At 57.2% G+C, this 25,743-nt stretch carries 23 protein-coding genes; 14 read left to right on the top strand and 9 right to left on the bottom strand.

What is annotated here, in order from left to right:
* Positions 1-79: 79 nt before the first annotated feature.
* Entirely contained in the window at positions 80-1,312 is a 1,233-nt protein-coding gene (locus ACZ1GS_RS02175; RefSeq protein ID WP_472696857.1) for a TIGR04063 family PEP-CTERM/XrtA system glycosyltransferase, read from the top strand.
* Between the two features lie 14 nt (positions 1,313-1,326).
* The gene (locus tag ACZ1GS_RS02180; protein ID WP_472696858.1) at positions 1,327-2,373 is read left to right on the top strand and encodes a hypothetical protein; all 1,047 of its coding nucleotides are present in this window, start codon (positions 1,327-1,329) and stop codon (positions 2,371-2,373) included.
* On the opposite strand, the gene ACZ1GS_RS02185 is transcribed toward ACZ1GS_RS02180, so the two are convergent.
* Complete coding sequence (locus tag ACZ1GS_RS02185) at positions 2,370-2,777, bottom strand: hypothetical protein (protein WP_472696859.1); 408 nt, start codon at positions 2,775-2,777, stop codon at positions 2,370-2,372. The genes ACZ1GS_RS02180 and ACZ1GS_RS02185 overlap by 4 nt on opposite strands.
* A gap of 286 nt (positions 2,778-3,063) precedes the next feature.
* On the opposite strand from ACZ1GS_RS02185, the gene ACZ1GS_RS02190 reads away from it, so the two are divergent.
* Both ACZ1GS_RS02190 and ACZ1GS_RS02195 read left to right on the top strand, forming a co-directional pair.
* Positions 3,064-3,723, top strand: coding sequence for a S24 family peptidase (locus ACZ1GS_RS02190; RefSeq protein ID WP_472696860.1), 660 nt, complete (start codon positions 3,064-3,066; stop codon positions 3,721-3,723).
* A gap of 56 nt (positions 3,724-3,779) precedes the next feature.
* Positions 3,780-4,442, top strand: coding sequence for an MBL fold metallo-hydrolase (locus ACZ1GS_RS02195; protein ID WP_472696861.1), 663 nt, complete (start codon positions 3,780-3,782; stop codon positions 4,440-4,442).
* Here the strand turns inward: ACZ1GS_RS02195 and ACZ1GS_RS02200 are convergent.
* The 3 genes from ACZ1GS_RS02200 to ACZ1GS_RS02210 form a co-directional block, all read right to left on the bottom strand.
* On the bottom strand, positions 4,439-6,037 hold the full coding sequence (locus tag ACZ1GS_RS02200) for an AbgT family transporter (protein ID WP_472696862.1): 1,599 nt from the start codon (positions 6,035-6,037) through the stop codon (positions 4,439-4,441). The two genes, ACZ1GS_RS02195 and ACZ1GS_RS02200, sit on opposite strands and share 4 nt — an antisense overlap.
* A 157-nt stretch (positions 6,038-6,194) precedes the next feature.
* A complete protein-coding gene (locus ACZ1GS_RS02205) occupies positions 6,195-7,265 on the bottom strand; it encodes a hypothetical protein (protein WP_472696863.1) in 1,071 nt (356 codons plus the stop codon).
* A 52-nt stretch (positions 7,266-7,317) separates the two neighbouring features.
* Entirely contained in the window at positions 7,318-7,608 is a 291-nt protein-coding gene (locus ACZ1GS_RS02210) for a response regulator transcription factor (protein WP_472696864.1), read from the bottom strand.
* Between the two features lie 411 nt (positions 7,609-8,019).
* Between ACZ1GS_RS02210 and ACZ1GS_RS02215 the strand changes: the two genes are divergently transcribed.
* Positions 8,020-9,411 carry a bifunctional AfsR/SARP family transcriptional regulator/alpha/beta hydrolase gene (locus ACZ1GS_RS02215; protein WP_472696865.1) on the top strand — a complete coding sequence of 464 codons (1,392 nt, stop codon included), beginning with the start codon at positions 8,020-8,022 and terminating at the stop codon, positions 9,409-9,411.
* Here ACZ1GS_RS02215 and ACZ1GS_RS02220 read toward each other — a convergent pair.
* The gene (locus tag ACZ1GS_RS02220) at positions 9,408-10,988 is read right to left on the bottom strand and encodes a ShlB/FhaC/HecB family hemolysin secretion/activation protein (RefSeq protein WP_472696866.1); all 1,581 of its coding nucleotides are present in this window, start codon (positions 10,986-10,988) and stop codon (positions 9,408-9,410) included. The genes ACZ1GS_RS02215 and ACZ1GS_RS02220 overlap by 4 nt on opposite strands.
* Before the next feature lie 237 nt (positions 10,989-11,225).
* Here ACZ1GS_RS02220 and ACZ1GS_RS02225 point away from each other — a divergent pair, with 237 nt between their 5' ends.
* From ACZ1GS_RS02225 to ACZ1GS_RS02265, 9 genes are all read left to right on the top strand, one after another.
* On the top strand, positions 11,226-12,767 hold the full coding sequence (locus tag ACZ1GS_RS02225) for a FecR domain-containing protein (RefSeq protein ID WP_472696867.1): 1,542 nt from the start codon (positions 11,226-11,228) through the stop codon (positions 12,765-12,767).
* 94 nt (positions 12,768-12,861) lie between these two features.
* Positions 12,862-14,754, top strand: coding sequence for a CHASE2 domain-containing protein (locus tag ACZ1GS_RS02230; RefSeq protein WP_472696868.1), 1,893 nt, complete (start codon positions 12,862-12,864; stop codon positions 14,752-14,754).
* On the top strand, positions 14,681-15,187 hold the full coding sequence (locus ACZ1GS_RS02235; RefSeq protein ID WP_472698053.1) for an EAL domain-containing protein: 507 nt from the start codon (positions 14,681-14,683) through the stop codon (positions 15,185-15,187). Before ACZ1GS_RS02230 ends, ACZ1GS_RS02235 begins: the two co-directional genes overlap by 74 nt.
* Positions 15,188-15,456: 269 nt before the next feature.
* A complete protein-coding gene (locus ACZ1GS_RS02240; RefSeq protein WP_472696869.1) occupies positions 15,457-17,202 on the top strand; it encodes an amidohydrolase in 1,746 nt (581 codons plus the stop codon).
* A gap of 73 nt (positions 17,203-17,275) precedes the next feature.
* Entirely contained in the window at positions 17,276-17,737 is a 462-nt protein-coding gene (locus ACZ1GS_RS02245; protein WP_472696870.1) for a hypothetical protein, read from the top strand.
* Entirely contained in the window at positions 17,724-19,082 is a 1,359-nt protein-coding gene (locus ACZ1GS_RS02250; RefSeq protein WP_472696871.1) for a DsbA family protein, read from the top strand. The genes ACZ1GS_RS02245 and ACZ1GS_RS02250 overlap by 14 nt, the downstream gene beginning before the upstream one ends.
* Before the next feature lie 34 nt (positions 19,083-19,116).
* Positions 19,117-19,740, top strand: coding sequence for a TetR/AcrR family transcriptional regulator (locus ACZ1GS_RS02255; protein ID WP_472696872.1), 624 nt, complete (start codon positions 19,117-19,119; stop codon positions 19,738-19,740).
* A 66-nt stretch (positions 19,741-19,806) separates the two neighbouring features.
* Positions 19,807-20,667 carry a formylglycine-generating enzyme family protein gene (locus ACZ1GS_RS02260; protein ID WP_472696873.1) on the top strand — a complete coding sequence of 287 codons (861 nt, stop codon included), beginning with the start codon at positions 19,807-19,809 and terminating at the stop codon, positions 20,665-20,667.
* Between the two features lie 50 nt (positions 20,668-20,717).
* A complete protein-coding gene (locus tag ACZ1GS_RS02265) occupies positions 20,718-21,134 on the top strand; it encodes a DUF1330 domain-containing protein (RefSeq protein WP_472696874.1) in 417 nt (138 codons plus the stop codon).
* On the opposite strand, the gene ACZ1GS_RS02270 is transcribed toward ACZ1GS_RS02265, so the two are convergent.
* From ACZ1GS_RS02270 to ACZ1GS_RS02285, 4 genes are all read right to left on the bottom strand, one after another.
* A complete protein-coding gene (locus tag ACZ1GS_RS02270) occupies positions 21,131-21,592 on the bottom strand; it encodes a hypothetical protein (RefSeq protein WP_472696875.1) in 462 nt (153 codons plus the stop codon). The genes ACZ1GS_RS02265 and ACZ1GS_RS02270 overlap by 4 nt on opposite strands.
* A complete protein-coding gene (locus tag ACZ1GS_RS02275; protein WP_472696876.1) occupies positions 21,589-22,578 on the bottom strand; it encodes a glutathione S-transferase N-terminal domain-containing protein in 990 nt (329 codons plus the stop codon). The genes ACZ1GS_RS02270 and ACZ1GS_RS02275 overlap by 4 nt, the downstream gene beginning before the upstream one ends.
* 13 nt (positions 22,579-22,591) lie before the next feature.
* Positions 22,592-23,578, bottom strand: coding sequence for an MBL fold metallo-hydrolase (locus ACZ1GS_RS02280; RefSeq protein WP_472696877.1), 987 nt, complete (start codon positions 23,576-23,578; stop codon positions 22,592-22,594).
* Between the two features lie 153 nt (positions 23,579-23,731).
* Positions 23,732-25,510 (bottom strand): long-chain-acyl-CoA synthetase, encoded by a 1,779-nt coding sequence (locus ACZ1GS_RS02285; RefSeq protein ID WP_472696878.1) that lies wholly within the window; start codon positions 25,508-25,510, stop codon positions 23,732-23,734.
* Between the last annotated feature and the right edge of the window lie 233 nt (positions 25,511-25,743).

A 25,743-nucleotide genomic window follows, 5' to 3' on the forward strand; every position in this document is an offset into this window, starting at 1 on the left:
CATTATCTATTCGCAGTCACACGCGATACAGCCATTGGGTTGACGGGACGTTAATCCTTTTAGGGCAAGGATTTGCGCCATGACACGCATTCTACATATTCTGGATCACAGCCTGCCTTTGCACAGCGGATATTGTTTTCGGACCCGGGCGATCATGAAGGCCCAGATGGCCAGTGGATTGACGGTCGCTGGTGTGACCGGTGTCCGGCAGAATCAGCATGGCTATGTCGCCGAGCGCCCACTGGAACATGCCGACGGCCTTGATTTTTTCCGGACGCTTGCAGAGGTTCAGGGACCATCGCCCTTGCGCGAATGGAAAGAAATCGCGGTTCTTGCGGACCGGATTGGCGCAGTGATCAACGAATGGCAGCCCGATGTGCTGCACGCCCACAGCCCCGCCCTTAATGGCCTGGCCGCGTTGCGCGCAGCCCAGAAAGCGGGCCTGCCCTTGCTCTATGAAATTCGCGCCTTCTGGGAAGATGCGGCGGTCGGCAATGGCACCGGACGGGAAGGCAGTCCCCGTTACTGGCTGACCCGCCAGCTTGAAAATCACGTGATTGGTGGCGCTGACGCGGTTGCGGTCATCTGTGAAGGCCTCAAAGGCGACCTCGTATCCCGCGGCGTTGCGCCGGAGAAAATCACCATCTCGCCCAACGGCGTGGACCTGGAGCTGTTCGGTGCGGCCCCGGCAGCAGATGAATCGCTGCGGCAAGCGCTGAATCTGGGCGGAAAAACGATATTGGGATTCATTGGCAGTTTTTATGATTATGAGGGGCTCGATGATTTGATTGCGGCGCTTCCAACGCTGCGCAAAGCCTGTCCGGCGGTGCATCTCTTGCTGGTTGGGGGCGGCCCGATGGAAAAGGATCTGCAGAAACAGGTCTCGGCTCTCGGCGTGGAAGATCTTGTCACCTTTACCGGTCGCGTTCCGCACGAAGAAGTCGAGCGCTATTATGGCCTGATGGATTTGATGGTCTATCCGCGCAAGTCGATGCGCCTGACCGAGCTTGTCACACCATTGAAACCGCTTGAAGCGATGGCCCAGGGACGGTTCGTCGCCGCGTCGGATATTGGAGGTCATCGCGAGTTGATTGCGGATGGTCAAACCGGGGCCTTGTTCCCCGCCGGATCGCCGGAAAAAATCGCCGAAAAATTGGCCGAAACGCTCAAAAATTCCGATGAATGGTCTCAAATTACTGAAAACGCTAGAAAATTTGTTGAGGCGGATCGTAACTGGTCGTCAAACATTTTGCGTTACAATCCTGTTTACCAAGATTTGATGACCAAGCGAAAATGGGACCAGGCAGCCTGATGGCGGAGAATGACGTGCAAGATTTACAGCAAAGCATGACCCGGTTCCGGGATCCCATGATGGCGCTCGTCGCCGGGGCTGGTGCCGCAGTTGTTGTGGCAACCTTGCCGCATGTTTATCTGGAATCGATCATTGGGGCCACCGGCGTCGCGGAATTTGTTCCGGCCGCCGCACCGCCGCTTGGCAACACAGCACGCATGCTGATTGCCGCCGCTGCCGGACTGGTGTCCGCATCGGCCGTTTATTTCTTTCTAAACCGCAAAGGGGATGCCGATATGGGTGTTGCACTTAGAGAACAGATTAATGCCGCCAGTCCGATTGAACTGGAACCAGAGATTGAAGCCAAATCCAGCAAGCGCCGTTTTGCTTTGCCGAAACTCAATCTCAACAAGAAAAGCCTGACCAGCTTTCTCAAGAAACCAAAGAAATCATCGGGACGGGTCATGGACCTGGCTGATCTGCCGCAACTGCGCGACGCGGATCGCCATCCCGATGCGCCGGCCCGGCGCCCGCTATTTGCCGATTCCGATCTGGGCGCGCCGTTGCAGGACGCGATCCCGCCTTTTGACGCGAAGGCATTCCGAGAGCCGCCAGCGGAACCCGTTGCGGCCAACGCCGTCGATGGCGATCCACCGGTCGCCAAACCGGCTGTTGCAGAGCCATCCATCGCCGTGGAAGCGGAAGCGCCTGCGGCTGCGGTTGCCCCAGTTTCCGTCCCAACACCGGCCGAGGAAGCTCCAGCCCCTGCTGTCGTTGCGAAGCCAGAAGCACCGAAGGAAGATCTCTCGGGTTTGAATATTGCGCAACTGACCGATCGTCTGGAAGCCGGCCTGTCACGGCTGAAAGAGCTCGAAGCTGCGAGTTTTGCTGCCGCGACCGCCGTTGACGCCGCGCCAAGCGCCCCGAATGCTGTCGCTCCCGAAGCGCCCGTTCATTCGCCTCCGCAGCTCAAGTCGGTTGAAGTTTCACCGCAAGATGCGCAGGCGAAGCAGCAAGCCGATATGGATGCTGCCTTGAAAGCAGCGCTGGGCACTTTGGAAAAAATGACCGCGCAACGCTAGTTTCGGGATCCAGGATCAGCGGCCCGCTGAAGCGGATCGATAATCACCAGTATCTCCACCATGATCGCCGATTCTGATGGGGGCACCGGCCTGGTTGTCGCGCTGCGGCCGTCGACGAGCGTGTCCGCGACAAAATGGCCGGTCAGATCGAAATCCAGCGCGTCCAGGCGTTCCGCCAATACATCGATTGCAATGGTTTTGGCCCATTTATCAGGGTGGACCGCCAGGCGATATCGCGTGCCGGAAAAGTTGATGCTCGCCCAGGGGCGTTCCCGTATCATCGCAATGCGGTAACCCGGTCCTAAAAGCGCACGGATTTTTTCGATCAGGGCTGATCCAACATCGTTCCGCTGTGATCGCAACGCCGAAGCGATTGACTTGTCATGGTCAGCCATGGTCTTCATGCCAAATGTTCATGAAATGTTCTACTTTTTTGCAAACCTTTTCGCCGGGTTCTCTCCCGTTGCGGAGATCCTGCACGAAGCGGGGGTCACGAACCGAAAGGCGGCCAAAGCGGGTCCGGGACATATTGGTTTCGCGGCGGAATTTTTCGATCTTGCTGAGTAGATACATGGCTGCTCTCCTTGGGCTTGCGAACGAGCGCTGCTCGAATCGGATTGGATAGGGAAAATCCTATCTGAAATGCAATTTCCTACTTGTCTAGGAAAAAACCTATGCTATGGGATGCGCATGGACAATGTTGACCCGCGCGCCAATCTTGATCGCCTGATCCATCAGAGCGGCGTGGACTATGCGTCCCTGTCGCGCATGCTAGGCAAGAACCCCGCCTATATTCAGCAATATATCAAGCGCGGCACACCGAAGAAACTGGATGAGACTGATCGCCGGACCCTGGCTGAATTTCTGGGGGTGGATGAGCAACAACTTGGAGCCCCGCAGGCCGTGCCGCGCAGCGTTTCGGCACCGGCACGTCAGGACGATCTTTTTCGCGTCCGGCAATTGCAGGTCGGAGCCTCGGCCGGTCCTGGTACCACGCCGGATGCCGAAGAGATTCTCGGATCCATGGCATTCGGCCCCAAATGGATGAAACGACTGTCGGTTGATCCGGAAAAATTGTCGGTGATTTCCGTCGATGGCGATTCCATGGATCCGACCCTGTGTGATGGCGATGACATCATGGTCGACCACGGCGCGGTGGAACGCGCGCTGCGCGACGGCATCTACGTATTGCGCATGGACGACGTTCTGCTGGTCAAGCGGCTGGCCCTGCGACCGGGCGGTAAATTGTCGATCCGCAGTGACAATCCGCACTATCCGGATTGGGAGAATATCGATGCCGCCGAGGTCAATATCATCGGCAGGGTGATCTGGACCGGCCGGCGGTTGTGATCCGCCTGTCAGGATAGACACTTGCAACTTCACGCTCCCGCCGCCAAATAGCCTCCATGACAGAAGCTCCCTTGAAAGCCGTGATCATTCCGGTGACCCCGCTCCAGCAAAATTGCACGCTCCTCTGGTGCACCGAAACCAACAAGGCGGCGCTCAGCGACCCTGGTGGCGATCTCTCGCGGCTCAAGGCTGCGGTGGCGGAACATGGTGTCGATCTGGAAAAGATCATCATCACCCACGGGCACCTTGACCATTGCGGCCAGGCTGGGATGCTGGCCGAGGAATTGGGCCTGCCGATCGAGGGACCGCATGAGGATGACCGGTTCTGGATTGATCAGCTCGACGGCGACGGCGCGCGTTACGGCATGGAAGCCAAGAGCTTTGAACCGGACCGCTGGCTGGTCGATGGTGATCAGGTGACCGTCGGCAATCTGGTGCTCGATGTCGTTCACTGCCCGGGCCATACGCCTGGCCATGTCATCTTTTACCATCAGCCTTCCAAGCTGGCCGTGGTGGGCGATGTGATTTTCCAGGGGTCGATCGGACGCACGGATTTCCCGCGCGGCAATCATCAGGATCTGATTGATGCGATCACTCAGAAACTCTGGCCGCTCGGCGATGATGTGACGTTCATTCCCGGCCACGGTCCGACCAGCCAATTTGGCTATGAGCGCAAGACAAACGCGTTTGTTGCGGACGACGTGCTCGCCGCGCGTTAGCCGCCAGCGACCGGGATGAATACCGGCGCACTGGGACCCAGCGGAAATTCAATGCCAACCCACAGCATGATCAGTGCGAGACCGGCTCCGAGCAACCACAGCGAATAGGGCAACATCATCGCGATCAGATTGCCGATACCGAAATCCTTGTTCCAGCGCTGGCAGAAAATCAGGATGAGCGGGAAATAGGTCATCAGCGGCGTAATGATATTGGTGGCGCTGTCACCGACGCGATAGGCCGCAGTCGTGGTTTCCGCGCTGACGCCGATAAGCATGAGCATGGGCACCAATATCGGGGCGAGCAGCGCCCATTTTGCGCTGGCTGATCCGACAAACAGGTTCATGCCAGCAACAAAGAACACCACCAGGGCCAGCAGGATGGGCGCCGGCATGTCCAGGCTCTGCAGGCCTTCTGCGCCGTGGACGGCTGTGATCAGCCCGAGATTCGACCAGCTGAACAGAGCAACAAAATGGGCGACCATGAAGGCCAGCACCAGGAAATAGGCCATATCGGCCATGCTGTCGCTCATCATCTTGACCAGATCACGATGATTGCTGACGGTCCCGACGCCTTTTCCATAAGCCCAACCAGCCAGCAGGAACAGCAGGAAGAATCCCGCCACGAGCGATTGATAAAATGGTGTCAGCTGCGCTTCGGGATTGGCGTCTTCGTTGATCAGCGGCGTGCCGGGTCCCCAGGTCATCAGCAGCCACAGCGCAATGACCGCCAAGGTCGCGAACCCGGCATAGCGCAGGCCGCGCCGTTCCCCGTCGCTCAGCGCGCGATCCTGGACATCATCGTCTGCTGCATCGGTCTCTTTCGCATCGGCACTGGGATTGAGCGATCCGCTATAGGTGCCCAGGCGCGGTTCGATAATCTTGTCGGTGACATACCAGATGACCGGCAGGAAGAGGAATGTCATGACCAGGATGAAATACCAGTTGCCGGCAATATTGGCTTCCCAGCCCGTGAATACGGTTTCCGCTGCGGCCTGGGTAATGCCGAACAGCAGTGCATCCAGCTGTCCGGGGAAAAGATTGGCGGAAAAGCCACCGGAAACCCCGGCGAAGGCCGCGGCGATTCCAGCGATCGGATGCCGGCCAGCCGCGGCAAACATGATCCCGGCCAGCGGGATCAGCACGACATAGGCCGCATCGGCTGCAAGATTGCCGAGCATCGCGACCAGCGCCACCACCGGCGTGAGCAGGGAGGTTGGCGCGTTGCGGACGCCGGCCCGCATCGCGGTGGCAAACAGGCCCGATCGTTCCGCGACACCGGCGCCGAGCATGACGACCAGCACATAGCCGAGCGGATGGAAACCGGTGAAGGTTTTCGGCATGTCGACCCACAGCCGCTGGATATTTTCCGGACTGAGCAGGCTGGTCGCTGCAATCACTGTGTTGGTGCCGGTGGCGGGATCGATCTCGATTGGGTGGACCGCCGACCAACCCAGCAATTGTGCAACCACCGACAGGGCTACGACAAACAGGATGAGGTAGAAGAACAGGAAAACAGGATCCGGCAGCCGGTTTCCGGTGCGTTCGATCCAGCCGAAAATCCCGCTATTCTGGTGGCCCACGCTGGTGCTCGTCATAGCTCTGGTTTCCCCGCAAATCGCAAAACGCTATTTTAAGCCATGTTTCAGCGATAATCGTCAAGAACTTAGCGCGCCGATAGACAAGTTCTATCGCTAATCCGATGGTGCGATCTGAGCCGAAGATTATCATCAGCCGTGATTGCGCGGTTGTCTGTCAAGATTGTGGCGGCGGGAGCAACAATTCATCGCGATAGCCCTTTATGCCCTTGTTGAGCGCGGTTTCGATCTCGGCAAGATCTCTGGCCCTGCATTGCATGCTGGCGAGCTTGGTTGCGATTCTCGAATTGTCATGCAGCGATGCCAATACCGCTGGAAAAAAGAGATCCCCTGCCGGGCATGGAGAATAGGACGGACTTTCGGCGATGCGCTTGTCCATCCAGGCCAATATGCCATCGACATCCCGTTGTCGGACCAACATATAAATCTTGAGATCGATATGCTTCAAAATGCCGAACTGATAGCCTTCGACCATCTCTGTGGCATCGGTGAGATAGCGATCTATAATCTGTTCGGCATAGATGAAATCTCCGGATCGGATGGCATCGGTTGCGATGTCGATATTGTGATCGGCGATCGGCAAAGCGTTTTTATAGCCGGTTCTGCCACGCAGCAGCACATAATTTCGCTCCAGCCCGTCGCGCGCCTCTGCCTGACGCTCCAGTTTGAGCAGGTGCTGACCCCGTTTATATTGCGCAAAAGCAAGCCGGAATTCGAGATCATAGCCCGGCGTGCCAGTGATATATTTTATCTGATTTTCCGTCGCCGCTAGCGCTTTGTCAAATTGCTTCAAATCGCGGTAAACAAAGGACATTTGCTCGTAGGTTTTCATCAGATAATAGCGTTCGAGCGGCCATTCGGGTTCGCCGATCAGCGCTATAATCTGATCGCCATAAGCCAGTGCGCGCTGTCTGTGCGCGGCTCGGTCTCCGCTGGGTTCGCCGCTGGCAAATTCCAGTCGGGTATATAGCTTTGCCGCTTGCAATACCGGCCAGCAGGTTGTGGCAACCGCATCGAGCCGCGTTTCACTGGCGATGCTGCATGTCGTAACATCGTCGCGATTTTCCGCAGCAATATCATAGGTCAGAATCGACGGATTGGCCCATTCCAGAAGAGTCTGACCGTCCTTGACCGGATAATCGGGGTACTCAATGCTGAGCTGCCCATAGGCGGGCGTCGCCAAGGCCAGCAGGAAGACAAGGATCATCGAAACAAAACGCGTGAGCATGCCCGGTGCATATCACCGGATCCGGAAGAGTCCTATATTTAAGACGGCTGGCCTAGGATTGATATCCGAGTTGGCCCCCGGAATGCGATGAGACCATCGCGCGGGCCTCGCCACGGTTCACCTTGAGAAATCCGGCTTTCACGGCGCATAGAACCATATGGGTGCGATTCCGGGCGCGCAGTTTCAGCCGGAGATTTTCAACATGCCGATCCACCGTACGGGGCGACAGGTTCGTTTCCCGCGCAACCTCCTTGGCGGACAGTCCAAGGGTTACATATTCCAGGATTTCGATCTCCCGGCCGGTCAGCACCGGGTCATCTATCAAAGTGAATGAGGGCAACATTATCAAATCTCCTTGTTACGGGCTCTGCCCATGGGGTTGGGATAGAGCTGGGGCTTTAGGAAAAACGGAGAAAAGGGGGCCGCACCATCATGCGACCCCAGATGTAGGGAAAATAGCGTTGCTATTTCCGCCCGAGTGAGGACGTCGGGGTCGTCTACAAAATTTGCTCCGGTCTGATCCGGTCGGGGGGACATTATCGATTCCTTCTATACGTCGGAGCGGCGAAACCGCTTTCACTCCGTCGCACTGCTCTGATAGCGCTGCGTGTCAGGCAGCATGTTCACCAGCATGTCATTTCCGTTGTTTTATCTGTTGGTGGCGCTAGATAAGCCGTGCGATCGGATGAAACAGGGCGTCCGGCCAGCGCAGCGACGGTCACGTGAATCTCGGGGGCGAGTAAGCGGAGCAGCTATGAAAGACCTTGAAATCGATGTGTTCGGCGGATTGTCCGTGCGCAGCGAAGGTCAACCTGTCAAACTGCCAAACTCGCGCAAGGCGCGGGCGATGCTTGCCTTTTTGCTGCTGACCGGCAAAGCCCAGCATCGCGAACGGCTTTGCGATTTGTTCTGGGAAGGACCGGATGATCCAAGAGGCGCGCTCCGCTCCGCCATCTGGCGCCTCCGGCGTCTGCTCAACACTCCGGATGCGGAACGGATTGTTGCGGACCGCGAATGGGTGCGGTTCGATCCGGTTGCGGTCACCGTCGATTATCGCACCCTGGTTGCACAGGCACAGCGCGATGAACCGTTGAGCGGTCAGGAATTTGCGCAATCCCGCGCCGCGCTGGACCAGCCTTTGCTGGCGGGTCTCGATTTGCCTGATCACGCGCAATATCAGGCCTGGCTGACCGCGATGCGGGCCGAAGCCGAAGACCTGCGGGCGCGCTTGCTGCCCGATCTTGGCGCGCGCACCGGATCGCCGTTGGATCAGCCGGGGCAGCTTCATCTGGCGCGGCAACAGATCGGCTTTGCCAATGCCGCCGACGGTACGCGCATCGCCTGGGCGCGGATCGGATCGGGGCCACCGCTGCTGAAAGCGGCCAACTGGCTGAACCATCTCGAACTGGATTGGGACAGCGAAGTCTGGTCACCCTTGTTTCAGGAGCTGGCGCGGGACCATTGTCTGATCCGCTATGATGAGCGCGGCAACGGGATGTCCGACTGGGAAGTGGAAAATCTCGGCTTTGATGCCTTTGTGACCGATCTCGAGACCGTGGTTGCGCAGAGTGGAGCAGAGCGGTTTCCGTTGCTCGGCATATCGCAAGGCGCAGCGGTGGCGATTGAATATGCCGCGCTGAATCCGGACCGGGTCAGCCATCTGGTATTGTGGGGTGGCTATGCGGCGGGTTGGCGTGTCGATGACGACAGCGCTGAATCGCGGTCGGAGCGAGAGGCATTGATTACATTGGTCGCAAAGGGGTGGGGACGCGATGATTCCAGTTACCGCAACCTGTTTTCCCGGGCTCTGATCCCTGGTGCTACCGAGGCGGAACGCGTGGCTTTTGATGACTTTCAACGGAAAACCGTATCGCCGGATAACGCCGCGCGCTTTCTGGAGATTTTTGCGGATATCGATGTCCGTGATCGGCTCCCGGCGGTCCAGTGTCCGACACTGGTGATGCACGCGCGGGGTGATCAAAGGGTTCCGGTGGCCAAGGGCGCGGAGCTGGCCAGCGAGATTGCCGGGGCAGAATTTGTCACGCTGCCCACCGACAATCATCTGTTGCTGGGGCGGGAGCATAGTTCCGAACTGTTCGTTGCCCACGTACGCGAGTTTCTGTCCGACCGGACCGATCGTTCCTAGAAGCGCACGCCCAGCTGGACATTGACCTTGGGCGAGCGGTCGCCGCTTTCAAACCGGTCCTCGTTCAACGGGGCCGCGGTTTCGAGGCCGAAGTCCACGGCACCAATCTGGGCGCGCAGTCCGCCACCCGCAGAAGCCAGCGTGCCGCCCCCAAAACCAGTGCCGATATTCGACACATAGCCGCCATCGACAAAACCGTAGAGCTGGAACCAGTCCAGCCAGCCGTTCACATTCTTGAATTCCTTGCGCAGTTCCGCGAGGCCCAATATCCCCTCGTCACCAAAGCGTTCGCTGAAATCAAAGCCGCGGCCATAAAACGGCCCGCCAATCGCCAGTTCATGGGGGGAGAGCAGTGGCCGCGAGGCAATCTGGGCATTGCCCGCCAGCCGGACGCCAAATCCATGCCCGAAGTTCAAGATGGAATTGACCCAGAAATTGGCCTTGGTGAACGAACCGCTGCCATTGGGCCGCGAGTTTAACGGATCGCCCAGCTGGCTGGCCCCGAAAATGCCAAGTCCCCGGGTGACCCCGATGCCGCCATAGATCCGGCCGATCCCGACATTGTAATTTCCTGAAAAGTTGAGCGAGGCGGTGACGATATCGTCATCCTGGAATATCCGCCCGTTCTGGCTTTGCTCGACCTCGAGATAGGCCAGCTCGGCATTGAGCCAGAGATTGAAATCATTGCTGCGCTTGAGCGCCTGGCTGGCGAATACCGCCGCGTAGCGATTGCGACCTTCAAAATCGAAGTTGCGCAAGGTTCCGCCGGAGCGGGTGCGTCCTGCGGCACCGGACAGACCGACCACCGTGCCGCCATCGCCAAGAGTCATGGCATAGCGGGCATTGATATAGGTCAGTTCGCGCGGTTGCAGGACCGAATTGATCACGCTGGTGGAAAAGACGTCGCCATCGGCCAGCAATCCGGCAATATCCAGATTGAGCCGGGCCCGGACCGGTCCGAGCGCGTCGGGACCATGATTGTCCAGCGCCGCATAACCACGGGTCGCAATGTCGCGAACCGTAACCACCAGAACACCCCTGCCATGTTCCCGCACATAGTTGGAATTGAGCAGCGCAATATCCGGCAGGTCACCGGCCAGCAACAATTGGCGTTCGACATCTTCCGCGCGCGCGGCTGCGGTTGTCAGCTTGTCCAATATCCGTCGCAGACGCTTGTTTTCCGAGCCCAATATCCGGACTTCGTCAATGGCGCCCGGATCCAGCCGGACAGCGACAACGCCCATTCTGACGGCTTGGGGCGGGATAATGGCACTGGCGAAGACATAACCTTGCCGGCGCGCGACTTCTGAAACGGATCCGGCCAGCTGGCGCAGCACATCCTGCGATGCTTCCTCGCCGATATATTGTTCATAGCCACTGGCGAGCAGGGCGGGAGGCAGTGCAAGGTCACTGGTCACATTGACCGCGCCGATGGTGATCGCGGAACTGTCGGCCGTTGGTGTCTGTTCTAGGGGTGCAATCAGAGGCGCAACCACGGCATCTGCGGTCGGATCACCGACAACCCATTCGTCGCCACCACTCACGCTTTCAAACGGATTGGTCGTCGTCTGGGCCAACGCAGCCGCACTGAAACAGCCGCAAACCACTGATGTAAAAAGATAACCGAGACGCAACAAAACACAACTCCGGACCACGCAACTTTAGCGATGTCCTAGTCGTAAATTGTTATGAAATGCTTAGCGTGAACCGATCTTAACATTAAATTTAGCACGGTTTTCAACATTGTGGAGAGGTTGCGTCGGTAATGGTCACAGCAATCGTGGGGATTTTCCACATTTAAGGATAGTAGACCAATGCGTAAAACAACCAGTTTCCTCGCCCTTGCGGCGCTTGCATCCAGTGGAGTCGCGATGGCTGCGACTCCGGAATGGAAAATTTCCGAGAGCAGCGGAACCGTTAACGTCTTGCGCTCCGGCGTGTCCAAAATTGCCCTGAGCGGCAGCAATTTGAAAGCGGGCGATGTTATTGCGACCGGCAAGAAAAGCCGCGCCGTTCTTATCCGCGGGCAGGAATATGTGGTGGTCTCTCCGAATAGCCGCCTCCGCATCAGCGCGCCGAAAAAAGAAGGCGGCGTATTCCAGTTTTTCGAAGAGCTCGGCAATGTGCTGTTCCGCATCGACAAAAAGGCGACGCCGCATTTTGGTGTGAAAACCCCGTATCTCGCGGCTGTGGTCAAAGGCACGACCTTCAGCGTGACAGTGTCGGAATCCGGGACGTCGGTACAAGTGACCGAGGGCGCCGTGCAGGTCTCGACGCTGGACGGCGGTGCTTCGCGATTGCTCTCGCCGGGCATGATCGGCATGGTCAATGGCGATCAGCAATATCGCCTGCGGATCACCGGGGCGGAAACCCAGGTCATCGATTCCCCCAATGCGCCGGCTGCACCAGCGGTGGAAGAACCGGTTGTGGTTGCCATTGCGGACAGTGACTTCGAAGGCGTGATCAGTGCTCCGGTTGCGGAAACACCGGTGGCGCTGAGCGATCTGACCGGTGGTCTGGTCAGCAATCCGAGTCCCGGCGTTAGCGCGCAATTGGCAAACAATAATGCGACCATGCCCAATCTTCTGGAAAATGGGGTAAATGCATCGAATGGCAATCCAGGCGCACTGGGTAATGGCAATCCTCTGAGCGGGCAGGATCTGGCTTCCAGCACTACGCCGCCGGTAATCGAGAATAGCGGTCTCGGTGCCGGACCGGGTGCCGGCCAATCCGGCAGTAACGCAGCTGGCATCGCCGCGTCCAATGCCAATGGTAATAACGCTGGCGGTAATGCTGGCGGCACTAATGGTTCGGCCAATGCAAACGCGAATGGCGGCGGCAACAGCGCGGGCGGTAACGGCAATACGAACGCCAATGCGGGCAATAGTGCTGGCGGTAACGCTGGTTCAGCCAATGCAAACGCGAATAGCGGCGGCAACGGCGCGGGCGGTAACGGCAATGCGAACGCCAACGCGGGCAACAATGCTGGCGGCGCCGCTGGTTCAGCCAATGCAAACGCGAGTGGCGGTGGCAACGGCGCGAGCGGTAACGCCAATGCGAACGCCAATGCGGGCAATAGCGCTGGCGGTGCTGCTGGTTCGGCCAATGCAAACGCGAATGGCGGCGGCAACGGCGCGGGCGGTAACGGCAATGCGAATGCGAATGCCAATGCCGGCGGAGCGGGCAATGGTGGCCTGGGCGCTTCGGGCAATCTGAATGTCGGCAATATTGTCTTGGGCGGCGGCAGTGCCGATACCAGCGGCACAGGAAACGCAGGCGGCAATGGTCAGAGCAATAACGGCAACGGTAACGGCAATGGCGGCAGCAACAATGGGAACGGCAATAGCAAAAAATGATCGTCAGCCGCTGAATGGTGGCGACGATCAGCCGTTAACCTAAAATAGAACGTTCCCGTCTAGGGTGCACTTTGGTGTATTCTCGGAGCTGTTCTTGGATTTTCTGTTTTCGCCCTTCAACCTGAACCTGTCGCGCCGGATTTTGCTGGCGTGGCTGGTTGCGTTGGTCAGCAGCATCTTGTTTATCTTCCTCGGGATTGGCAGCGATGTCGAGATCCAGCTCCAGAATCAGCGATCCAAGCTGCTGGAAAAGCCGGCCACCGGCGAGATTGTCATCGCGGAGATTGATGCCAGGTCGTTGCAGGCCCTGGACAGCTGGCCCTGGCCGCGCAGCTATTATGCCGAAGCGATCGAAAAACTGTCTGCTGCGGGTGCGACACAGATCAGCTTTGACATCGATTTTTCGTCTCATTCCACTGCGGACGAAGACCAGCAATTCGCATCGGCCATAGCGGCTTCCGACGCCGCCATCGTTTTGGCGACATTTCGTCAGACCGCCGGCGCCGGTGATGATCGTTTTGTCGAAAGCCTGCCCATTCCGATTTTTCGGGACAATGCCTTTCTGGCATCCGTCAACGTCCATCCCGACGCGCGCGGGCAATTGAACAGTTACAGCTATGGTACGGTCACTGGCGGATTGGTGCGGCCCTCGCTGGCCAGTCAGCTTGCCAGTGCATCCGGCAATATTGACGAGACATTTGCGATTGATCAGTCGATCGATCCTGCCACCATCCCGCGGATCAGTTTTGCCGATATCCTGTCCCGGCAGGACCTTGCCAGCGTCGTTGGCGACAAGAAGATCCTGATCGGCGCCACCGCGATCGAATTGGGCGATCGCTATCCGATCAGTCGCTTTGGCGTTGTGCCGGGCGTGGTGATCCAGGCGATGGCGGCGGAAACGCTTTTGCAATCCACCAACATGACCAGCCTTGGGCCGTTACCGGCGCTGGCTTTTGTAGCGGTGATCACGTTTCTGCTGATCAGCGGCAACCGGATTTCACCGACCAGGCCATTGCGTGCCATGGTCTTGCTTGGCCTTACCCTGTTTGCTGCCCTGCTGATGGCGGAGTGGCAAGGCTGGTTTACCTTTTCGAACGTTCCGGCACTGGTCTTTCTCGGCGTGTTCCTGGTCGTCAGCAAATTCCTGCAGACGAATCTGGCGCTGAACACCAGCCGCTTTTTCAATCAGGCCAGCGCATTGCCCAACCAGGCGGCGCTGGAGCAATTTTGTGATGAGGTCGATCGTCCGCTGATCGCCACCGCGCTGCTGGCTGATATCCATGAACTGCATGCGGTAACCACGACTGAATCGCGTGCCAATCTGTTCCAGAATATTGCCGCCCGCTTGCGCTATCTCGCTGTCAAGGAAAGGGTTTTCCATCTCGACACCGATACGCTGGCATGGTTCGTCAAGGACGAACAGCGCGAGAGCATCGAAGAGCATTTCGGCACGGCCGCCGCCCTGTTCCAGGCGCCGTTCATGGCGGGCGACACGAAAATCAAGGTGAAGGTGAATTTTGGTGTCAGCGATAAAACCATCGACAAGGCCAAAGCCGCAGCGGAACATGCCGCGCATACGGGCAAGAAATGGTTGTGGCACGATGATGCGGTGGATGAGGCCATTGACCAGAAACAGAATCTGCTGGTCGAGCTCGATCAGGCGATTCAGAACCGGGGGCTCTCGGTTGTCTATCAGCCAAAGTGGAACCTGCCCGAAAACGTGCTCGATGGCGCCGAAGCGCTGGTGCGCTGGAGTCACCCGGAGCGCGGGATGATCAGTCCCGAGATATTCATTCCGCTGCTCGAGAATGCCGGACAGATTGATGACCTCACGCTCTATGTCCTCGAACAGACGCTTCTGGATCTCGTCGCGATGGGCGCGGTTCAGGGCGGGGCTGAGCAGCTCGGTCAATATTTCCGCCCAGCTTCTCGGCGACAGCAAATTTGTCGAGAAAGCCATCGCCCTGGTAGAGGCTGCCGCGATTGATAATCGGCAGATAACCTTCGAGGTGACCGAGACCGCGACAATGGCCGATCCCGATCTCGCCATTCTTGCGCTGAAACGCATTCGCGATGCCGGGATCAAGGTTTCGATTGATGACTATGGCACCGGTCAATCGACGATGAGTTACCTGCAGCGTCTGCCCGCGGATGAAATCAAGATCGACCAGAGTTTCGTCAAAACCATGATGACCGAGGATTCCAATCGCGTGCTGGTGCAATCGGCGATTGAGATGGCCCATGCACTGGGACTGAAGGTTGTTGCCGAAGGGATTGAGGATCAACCCTGCTTGCGCAAACTGAAAGCACTGGGCTGCGACGTCGGGCAGGGCTGGTACATCTCCAAGCCGCTCGAAACAGCCGCGTTCGAGACATCATGGCTGGGAACCTCCGCGCAAGACGACCGCAAAACCGCATAAGCGCACGGGGCCAGCAGGACTGTTGCACCGGTCCACCGACCGGGCCAACGCGATACTGGGCCAACGCGATACTGGGCCAACGCGATACTGGGCCAACACGATACTGGGGCAGTGGCGTTCGACACCGGGTTCCGGACCGACATGCACGCCGCTTTGCTTGAACAGCCGTCGATGGTTTTTCATGACCAGTATATTGGTTTCGATTTGAATGACTTGCGCGATTGCAGCTTGGCGCTTAGCCTTTGCAAAAAAAGCCGTAGGGGAAGACTGTGCCAATCCAAATTCCGAAACCGATATCCGTTCTCTTGCATGGCATGGCCTTTTTATGTCTGGCTGGTTGCGTTGCCAATGAACGCGCGGAACCGCGCAATGCGGCGCCATCCTTGCAGATGGCAGATACGATTTATCTGGGTGCTAATATTGTCACAATGGACTCCGACACCCGGGATGCGCAGGGTGTCGCCGTCGCGAACGGGAAGATCATCGCGGTCGGAACACAAGCCGAGATCCTTCGCCACCAAAGCGCGACCAGCGAAATCATGGAATTGGGCAACAAAGCTTTATTGCCCGGCTTTATTGACGCGCATGGGCATTTCACCTTTCAGGCGATGTTGCTGTCCGCGGTGAACTTATCCTCGCCGCCCGTGGGTGAAGTTGCGAATATTGACGATCTGAAGACCATTCTCAAGACCCATATTACCACCAAAAACATTCCCGAAGGCCAGTGGATTATTGGCTATGGCTATGACGAGTCTCTGATGTCCGAAGGGCGGCATCCGACCCGCACTGATCTGGATGATGTTTCAACCGATCATCCGATCTATTTGCTCCATGTTTCCGGGCATTTGGGCAGCGGCAACTCGCTGGCCCTCAAGGCGGCCGGCATTGGGCCTGATAGTCCTGATCCCGAAGGCGGCGTCATCCGGCGCATGGCCGATGGAAAAACGCCAGATGGTGTGCTCGAGGAACGCGCGCAATATGCGGTGCAAAAGAAGTTTCCAACCCGAACCCCGCAACAGGCCCTGGCCGGTCTGGCAGCAGCCCAAAAGCTCTATGCCAGTCACGGTATCACCACGGTGCAGGATGGCGCAGCGTCCCAGGCAACGATAGATCTGGTCCGTGCGGCCAATGCCCAAGGCTTGTTGTCGCTTGATATCGTGAGCTATTTTCATCTGCAAAATCCGGAACAACAATTGCCGCCTGCGGCCGCGTTCGCGCAATATGACGGGCGGTTTAAACTTGGCGGGGTGAAGCTGGTGCTGGATGGTTCACCACAAGGAAAAACGGCCTTTTTGTCCCAGCCCTTTCACGTGCCCCCGGATGGGCAGAAGGAAGATTATCAGGGCTATCCAAACTATCCAACCGACAAGGTCAACGCGATGGTCAGCAAGGTCCTGACCCATAATGTCCCGTTGATCGCGCATGCCAATGGCGATGCGATGGGAGAGATATTGATCGACGCCGTGGATGCATCCCATGCCAAGGGCGTCACCGGCAAAGGCCGCTCGGTCATGATCCATGCCCAGACGGTGCGGGAAGACCAATTGGACCGGATGGCCGACCTCGGCATGATTCCGTCCTTTTTCTCGACCCACGTGTTTTTCTGGGGCGATTATCATCGCGACAGCGTGTTGGGCCCGGTTCGCGGCGCACGGATTAGCCCGGCGAAATCCGCGCTCGATCGGAATATCATGTTCACGACTCATAATGACGCGCCGATTGTACCGCCGGACATGATCCGCCTGTTATGGGCGACAAGCCACCGGGAAACGCGCTCTGGAAAAATTCTTGGCGCCGAGCAGCGTGTGCCAGTGTATGACGCGCTCAAATCAATGACCGTCAATGCGGCTTACCAGAATTTCGAAGAAGACATGAAAGGCTCGATCGCGGTCGGCAAACATGCGGATTTCGTCATTTTGTCGGAAAACCCCTTGCAGATGCAACCCGCGGATCTTCTGCGCCTGAAAGTGATAGAGACGATTTCGCGCGGCAAGACCGTGTTTGACGCAGATTAGCTGAAATCCAGCACTAACGCGCCAATGGACGAACCTGCAAGATGCCTTGCCCGAAGGGCATTTTCTGCTGAACATGTACGCCATGCTCCCGAAAGACGACGGCAAGGAATTTTACGCCGTAAATCTGGAAAATCTGAAAGACACCACCGCAGCTCGGGAAGCGGATCGCCAGTATGTTAGTGTTGTTTTGCCATTATTGTTTGAACGCGGCGGCCATCCGGTCTTTGTCGGCAACGTTGCCGGATCGCAGATGGGCAATTATGGCAAGACTATCGATCGCACAGCGGTCGTGCGATATCGGTCCTTGCGCGATCTGATTGAGATGGTTCGTGATCCCCGGTTTGTGGTGGGAGAACGGTATAAGATGGCATCGCTGGAGCATAGCGAGATATTCATTGTCCGGCCGTCGATCAGTTTCGTGCAGATGCGGTTGATTATCGGATTAATAGTGTTTCTAGTTGGAGTGACCGGCTGGAAACTTATCGGCTGGCTTTCCGCGCGCAAACAAGGGCCGATGATCGATGCTGGAACCTGAGAATAATCCGAACCCGTCGCTGATTGTCGACCCGCCGGCGTGGCTCCGGCATCTGCTGAAATGGAAATTCAGAAGCGTTACCGATTCGGATCGGATCGAAAAATCACGCCTGAAAGCGGAACGGCGCAGACAAAGCAGCGGTGACCCCCATGTCGTCGAATATTTCCATCAACTTGATGATCCCTATTCGCATCTGACGGCGCAAGTGCTTGCAAGTTTTGCCGAACGCTATGACATCATTCTCAAGCCGCATCTGATCAGGGCCACCGGCGGCAAGAACCAGCCGGAGCTGGAGAAGCTTGCTCGGTGGGCCCGGCGTGATGCCGAGATGATTGCCCCCCATTACGGATTACAGTTTCCGGAAGATGCTCCGGTTGAGCCATTGCCAGACCGCCAAAATGCGGCCGGCAGCGCCTTGCATGACCTGCCGGCAGACATATTTGTGACGACCATTGGCGAAACGAGCAAGATGTTGTGGGCCAGCGATGCCCTGGAACAGGCCGAGACATCCGACATTGATCAGCATCTTGAAGAGGGCAGCGACCGCCTTGCCGAATTGGGTCATTATTCTGGTGCAACATTCCATTATGCCGGCGAATGGTACTGGGGCGTGGATCGGCTATTCTATCTCGAACAGCGACTGCGTGATCTTGGGGTCTGCAAATATCCCGAAGAACCGTTTATCTGTCCGCGACCGGAGATTGACGTTCGCGGGATCGATGCGAGCAACCTGACGCTTGATTTCTATCCCTCGCTCAATTCACCTTACACCGCGATTATCTATGATCGCACGATAGCGTTGAAAGAGGAATGCGGGATCCAGTTCAACCACAAGCCGGTGCTTCCCATGATCATGCGCGGTGTCCCGGCAACCCCTGCCAAGGGCATGTACATCATGTTTGACACCAAGCGTGAGGGGGAACATCTTGGTGTGCCCTTTGGTCCGGTCATGACCCCGATTGGCGATCCAACGCGGCAGGCCTACTCATTGCTACCGTGGGCGATGGGGCAAGGAAAAGATGAAGCATTGCTGTCCTCCTTGCTTCATCATGCTTTTGCAAAGGGCATCGGGCTGCATTCTAAAAAGGGCCTGAAATCGGCCGTAGAGGCCGCTGGTCTCGACTGGAATGAGGCGCAACAGCATCTTGGCCGCGAAGATTGGAAGCCGATGGTCGAGCAACACCAGAATGAGATGGTCGAAGGGCTCGGCCTGTGGGGTGTACCCAGCTATCGCCTGTCGGGTCCTGATGGCGAGCCCGATCTTGCTATATGGGGCCAGGACCGGCTCTGGCTGGTTGCCGCAGAAATAAAAAGGCGCGCGGCAAAGTCTGGCTTTTCGGCATGATCAATGCCATAATTTGTCAAAGGTTGAACGAATAATGGCAAAACAAAATGCAGCGCTCAAGAAGGTTGTGGAAGGGGATAGCCCTCATCCCGACGGGCGCAAGGAGCGCAGCCGGTCCAGTCGCAGCAAAATTATCCAGGCGATGATCGATCTGGTCGGCGATGGTGATCCTGATCCGAGTGCGGCGAGAGTGGCTGAAAAGGCGGGGGTAGGCTTGCGCTCGGTCTTCCGTCATTTTGACGACAAGGATTCCATTTTTAAAGAAATGAACGCCATTCTCATGGAAGCCTATTTGCCGCACATCAACGCGCCCTATGAATCGGATAACTGGAAAGACCAGTTGCTCGAGCTGGTTGAACGGCGAGCCAAGATTAACGAGGAATCTGCGGTCTATCGTATTCCGTCCATCGTCAATCGCCAAGGTTCAAGGCAGCTCAGAGAAAATTACAAGGCGCTCGTGCGGATAGAACGGGAGAAACTGTATGAGATTTTGCCCGGTCATGTCCGGAAAGATTCAAACTGTGCCCGTTCGATCCTGCTGGCCACCAGTTTTGATGCATGGCGCCTGTTCCGGCAGGATGAGGAGCTGTCCAAGGCCAAGACCATCGAAGTGATGCGCGAGCATTTGCAGGTCATTTTGAACCAGATTGACGACTGAGAGATGCGGAATCTGGGCCTGGTCGCTATCCTGTGTCTATCAGCCTGCACGGACGCAGACGCGTAAATGACGCCGTCCTCTTGCGAAGCCGCGGGGGCTGTCAACGAGATGGTCTGGATTCCGGACGGCAGCTTCGTCATGGGCGAAAACCCCCGCTATCGCGAAGAAGGACCACCGCTTATGATCCACGTCGATGGCTTCTGGATGGATAGCCATGAAGTGACCAACCCCGAATTTGCAGAATTTGTGAAGGCAACCGGCTACAGGACCATGGCTGAACGCGACCCGCCAAAGATGGACGGCGCGCCGCCCGAAATGCTGGTACCGGGCTCTGCGGTGTTCAATGTGCCAAGCGAGGATGATCCGCGCTGGTGGCGCTGGGAAACCGGTGCACAGTGGCGCCATCCATCGGGGCCGGATGAGAATATTTCCGGCCAAGACCGCGTGCCTGCCGTGCAGGTCGCCTATGATGACGCGCTTGCCTATGCGAAATGGGCAGGCAAGCAGCTGCCCAGCGAAGAACAATGGGAATATGCGGCGCGCGGCGGTGCGGCGGTTTTGCCGGAGCCAAAAGATGCCGATGGCAAGCCGCAAGCAAATTATTATCAGGGCGTTTTCCCGGCCCGGGACCTGGGCGAAGACGGATTCGAAACCCGCGCTCCGGTGGGCTGCTTCAAGCCCAATGGCTATGGGCTTTACGATATGCTGGGCAATGTCTGGGAATGGACAAGCAATGATGGATCACGCGCCGACGCCAGTGAGGGCGTGAAGGTGATCAAAGGTGGATCCTATCTCTGTGCCGCCAATTATTGCGCCCGCTATCGTCCGGCGGCGCGGCAGTTTCAGGAACGCGGGCTTGGCACCAACCATATCGGGTTTCGATTGGTCGACAATGATCGACCAGCACCAGAAGCCACCGATGATTGACCGACGCCTTTTATTGGCATAATAACTGTCAATAAATTGAAGGGAAAGTCATGATGAAGGTTGTCAATCAAGTGGTGCCGGATCCGGAGCAAATGGCGGCTTTTTTTGGCGCTGAGGAAGACGGCCCATTTGTCATGGTCAATCTGCTCAAGTTCAAGGAAAAGGCAGAATATCCGGACGGCTCCGATGCCGATCTGAGCGGCGCGGCAGCCTATGGCCGATATGGTGCCGGCGTTGTCAAATGCCTCGCCGACGCGGGCGGAAAGCCGCTTTACTCCGGCCCGGTTACCGGGCTGATGCTGGGCGATATAGAGGAAAACTGGGACATGGTCGCGCTGGCCCAATATCCGTCGCTGGCAGCGATGCGAACGATGATAATGTCACCGGAATATCAAAAGATTGCGGTGCACCGTATGGCTGGTCTGGCCGGGCAGCTCAATATCAAGACAAAGCCCGGTTCACTCTAGCTGTCTGGAGTTTTTTGTCCCGGAATAAGCGATAGGATCAGCATCACCAGGGCAAGGATCGGAATGACGACATTTCCGGTCTGACCCGGTGCGGTTTCTATGGTTTCAATCGGCTTGTACATGCCGATCAGCAAGCGTCCGCCATATTCAAAGATGATGAACAACCAGAGCAGCGGGATCATGGCCTTGTAGCGAATACATGCCAGCAGCATGACAAACGCCATGCCCAGTTGCGCCAGGCCCCAGAGCGCAAACAGGCTCACCACGGTATCCGCACCGCCCTGAACATAGCTGTCCAGAGGAATTGTCGCGATGGATTGCGCGCCGCCATCAGCTGCGAACATATGATGCTGGCTGCGCCACAATGTGATTGCGGTGAGGGCATAGAAAGCCCAAAGCGCAATTTTCTGACCCGGGAAATGATTGTCAAACTGTTCGGGAAAAAGCCGCGCGATCATCGCAGAAATTCCAGGCATCGATATTTTTCGAGAAGCGGATCGACGGTTTGTTTCGCGGCTGCGTCCAAGTCCGCATAGCGGTTGCGCAGATCGAGCAGACATTTGGCCTGATATTTGAAGGTGCCTTGCGAATAGGGTTTGCCCATCGCTTCAAAACGGAAACTTTTTTCACCGGCCTCAAGCGCCGTTGCATTGGCCAGCAGGAATGGCCCATAGACCGCGCCAACCTGTTCCAGCAGTTTTTCGACGACCGGCTTGAAGGGCGCATCAGCGGCATCCCATTGTCCGTCAATCCCGGACATATCATCAATATGGGCGAGCCAGCGATAGCTATAGGGATAGTCGGCCCGCATCATCGTCTGGGCGGTGGGATCTGTGCCCAATTGCGACAGCTGTCCGAATATCCCCAATTCGGCCAGCGATGGCCGTGATCCGAACAGATAATGCTGGTTGACCACATGCTCTTCCAGCGCATCCAGAACGGCGCGGACCGATGTCTCGATCAGCGGGAAATTCTCGCGCGTGCAGCCGACCAATGCCATCCGTCCGACCTGTCGTTCGCGAAACTGTGCGGAAAACGCCTCAATCTGCTCCAGTCCGCCACCCTTGAACGCATCATAGGCGAGCCAGCGGCTCATCTGGATCTGGTCGACCTCTTCCAGCCAGCGATAGCCGAACATCGCCTTGGTCAGCCATTCATCGGCAAAATCCTCCAGCAGGTGGGCGACAAAAGCCTGGGCCGGATCCGGCGGGAGCACGCTACGGTCGCTGTGCCGCTGCTCCAGATCATAAAGCACTGGCGTGCTGTCATTGTGGAAACTGCCATCGGGATATTCGATCACCGGGATCACCGGTGCTTTGACTTTCGCCGTTGCCGCTTGCGCACTGACGCCGTGATTCCAGATATGGGTGATCCTGCGATAGCGGAGCAGGGCCCGCATTTTCATCGAATAGGGCGATCCCAGGGCGCCATGAATTACATACATCGTCCCGAATTCCTTACATCAGTTTCTTGTGCTCGATTGCGCTGGAATTGGCCGGAAGGCTGAACAGCATGCCGTCTTCACCGACCGTGATTGGTCCATCGAACTTGTCCGGCGCGTCAGCCAGAAATGCCGGATAGAAAAAGCTGCTGGGAATCGGCGGGACGAGATGACTGAGCACCAGTTGCTTCACCCCCGCCACTTGCGCCGATTCCGCCGCTTCGGTCGGCGTCGCATGATAGTCCAATATATCCCTGGTAATCGTCGCGGTATTGTTGATGTTCCGCTTTTCCAGCGCTGCCGTCATGGATTGGACAAGGTTTGAGGCAAGCGCTTCGTGGACCAGCAGATCGGCCCCTTTGCACGCGCGCTCCAGATTCGCAGATTTGGCGGTATCGCCGCTGATACACGCTGATCGACCCTTATAGTCAAACCGGTAGCCCACGGCGGGATCGACGGGATCATGGTCGACCTTGAAAGCAGTGATTTTCAGGCCATCCTTTTCCAGCACGACGACTGTGTCACCGGCCATTTCAAAAGACCGCGCTTCTGCGCCGCCGCCGGTGGACGGCACAATATTCTCACCATGGTGGGCGATGCGATAGCGGTCGTCCGTTGCGTAAGCAGAGTTGAAACCATTGATGACCGCTTCAACGCCGGTCGGGCCATAGACGGGCAAAGGTGTTGTGGCTGCGCCCTGGGTCCAGTGGAACAGCATCAGCGGACCCATCCCGTCAATATGGTCAGAATGAAAATGGGTCAGCAGGACCGCGGCTACATCCGCAACAGGGATCGCCATCAGATTGAGGTTACGCCCGCCGCCTTCGCCAATATCAACCACATAGATTTGCTCGCCAGCAATGACGACATTGCAAGGACCGGCGCGATCGGGATTGGGCAGCGGCGAGCCGGTGCCACAGAGACCGACATGCAGGCCATCAGGCAATGATGCGCTATTGTCCGCCCCAACACGCGCGTTTACGGCGCGATCAAATAGAGCCATCCCGACCTGCTTTTGAAAAACAAATATCAGCGCCAAGGCAGCCACCAACAGAACTGCAAATGATATAGCGATTTTCTTGCCCATGAAATCTCCCCGGCGCTGGTGTTTTTCAGAATCTAATGACATTAATAATGCCAAATATCAATTGCGGATTCAGTAACGAAAATCGCTATTCCTGATCCGCTCCCACCGGTCTGTTTCCAACCGCACAAATTGCTGTAGTTCCGGATCCAGAAACCAGATCGGATCCGCCACGGTGCCGATGTCGAAACCTTCCTTGACCAGTTCGACCTTGCGAAACTTGAAGGTGCCGGTGGTCTCGGCCTCCGGCTGGATGCGGATGAATAGAGGTATGGCATAGGCTGGCAGGACGGAGGCCAGATGGTCTTGCAATCCGTCCATCTCAAAGGACTGGGTGATCGTGATCGCGGCCATGCCCGCGCGGCCATCGGTGCCGGGCACTTCCACACCATAGACATTTGCCAGCGCAATGCCAGGATAGCGGGACAGCGCGTCGCAAACCTCGTTGGTTGCGACATTTTCGCCTTTCCAGCGGAAGGTATCGCCCACCCGGTCGACAAAATACACATAGCCATCGGCATCGCGCCGGAGCAAGTCGCCGGTGCGAAACCAGCGGTCTCCAGGCTCGAAAACGTCGGTGAGTATCTTCGACTCGGTCGCCTTTTTGTCATGATATCCGCCAAATGCTTCGCGGCCGCTGGTGCCGATCTTGCCTATGGCTTCGCCGGGTTCATCATCATCGGCCTTCATGCAAAAGCCATCGGCGTTGCGGATCGGTTTTTCCTCGACAACATCAAATTTGACGATGGTGCAGCCGATTTTGCCCTCGATCCAGCGCGGCATCTGACCAATCGCCCCGATCGTGCCGTCAATGTTGAAAAAGGACACATTGCCTTCGGTGGAACCGTAAAATTCGCGCATCGAAGGGACGTTGAAGCGTTCGACGAACGGACGCCAGACTTCGCCGCGCAGGCCATTGCCAAAACCGGCAATCAGCTTGTGCTTTGTCTCCCTGGGATGGGGCGCGCTGTTGAGCAGATAGCGGCACAATTCCCCAATATAGACAAATTTGGTTGCGTTATGATCGGCGACATCGTCCCAAAATCCGGTGACCGACAATTTGCGTCTCAGGATGATCGTCGCACCATAGGTGAGTGGCCCGGCGGTTCCCATGGCACCGCCGGTCATATGGTAGAGCGGCAGGACGTTATAAACGCGATCCTCTTTGTTGACATCACCCAGAAACCGCGCCGAGCGCGCGGTGCTGCGCAGCCGCATTTGCGAGATTTTTGCCGCTTTCGGCAGGCCTGTTGTGCCAGATGTATAGACGAAGAGGGCGGTACTGGCGCCGCTCAATTGCGCGCGGACAGCGAGATCGGGCCGGGTGTTGCTCTGCGCAGACAGCGCGGCCGACAAATCCTGTCCCGCATTGCCATCCAGGTCCCAAATCGTGACCCTGTTTTTCAGATCAGCCTGCACCGCCCTGGCCCGTTCGGCCTGAACGCCGGCCGCGATAATCGCCTTGCTATCGACAATATCAATACAATGGGCGAGGCCGGACCCTTCCAGGTTCGTGTTGATCAAGGCGGCGATAATACCGACCTTGGCGAGGCCATACCAAATGGCGACAAAGTCGGGACAGTTTTCCAGAATGAGCGCGACGGCATCACCCGTCTCCAGCCCCTGGTCCTGCGCCCAATGCGCCACCTGGTTCGCGCGCTGATCAAACGCCTTATACCGTATCGACTGGTCTTCAAAGACAAAGGCGATGGCCTCCGGATCCCGATCGACGCTGGCTTCAAAGTCATCCGCAATCGTGACCGTGGAATCCGGCTGCAAATCCTTGACCATACGCAACACGCGGAACAGATTTGCTGCAAAGATCAGATCGCGCTTGAGCTTTCTGAGCATGACTTTCTCCTCTCCTGGTCACGAAAATGGTGTGAAACGGGCCTCAGCGACTGGATTCCGGTTCAAACATGTTTCTGGCGATACTCTGTCCAATTGGCAATCGCACCATCCATGCAGGTTCGGATTGGGTATCACAAGTTTGCGTGGATCACCCTCCCTTATGGTCTGGATTTTTCCGGGCTTTAACCCAAAATTCCCTGACGAACCGATCAGGGAAATCTGAGCCTATTCCA

Source organism: Parasphingorhabdus sp. W113, assembly GCF_055693205.1.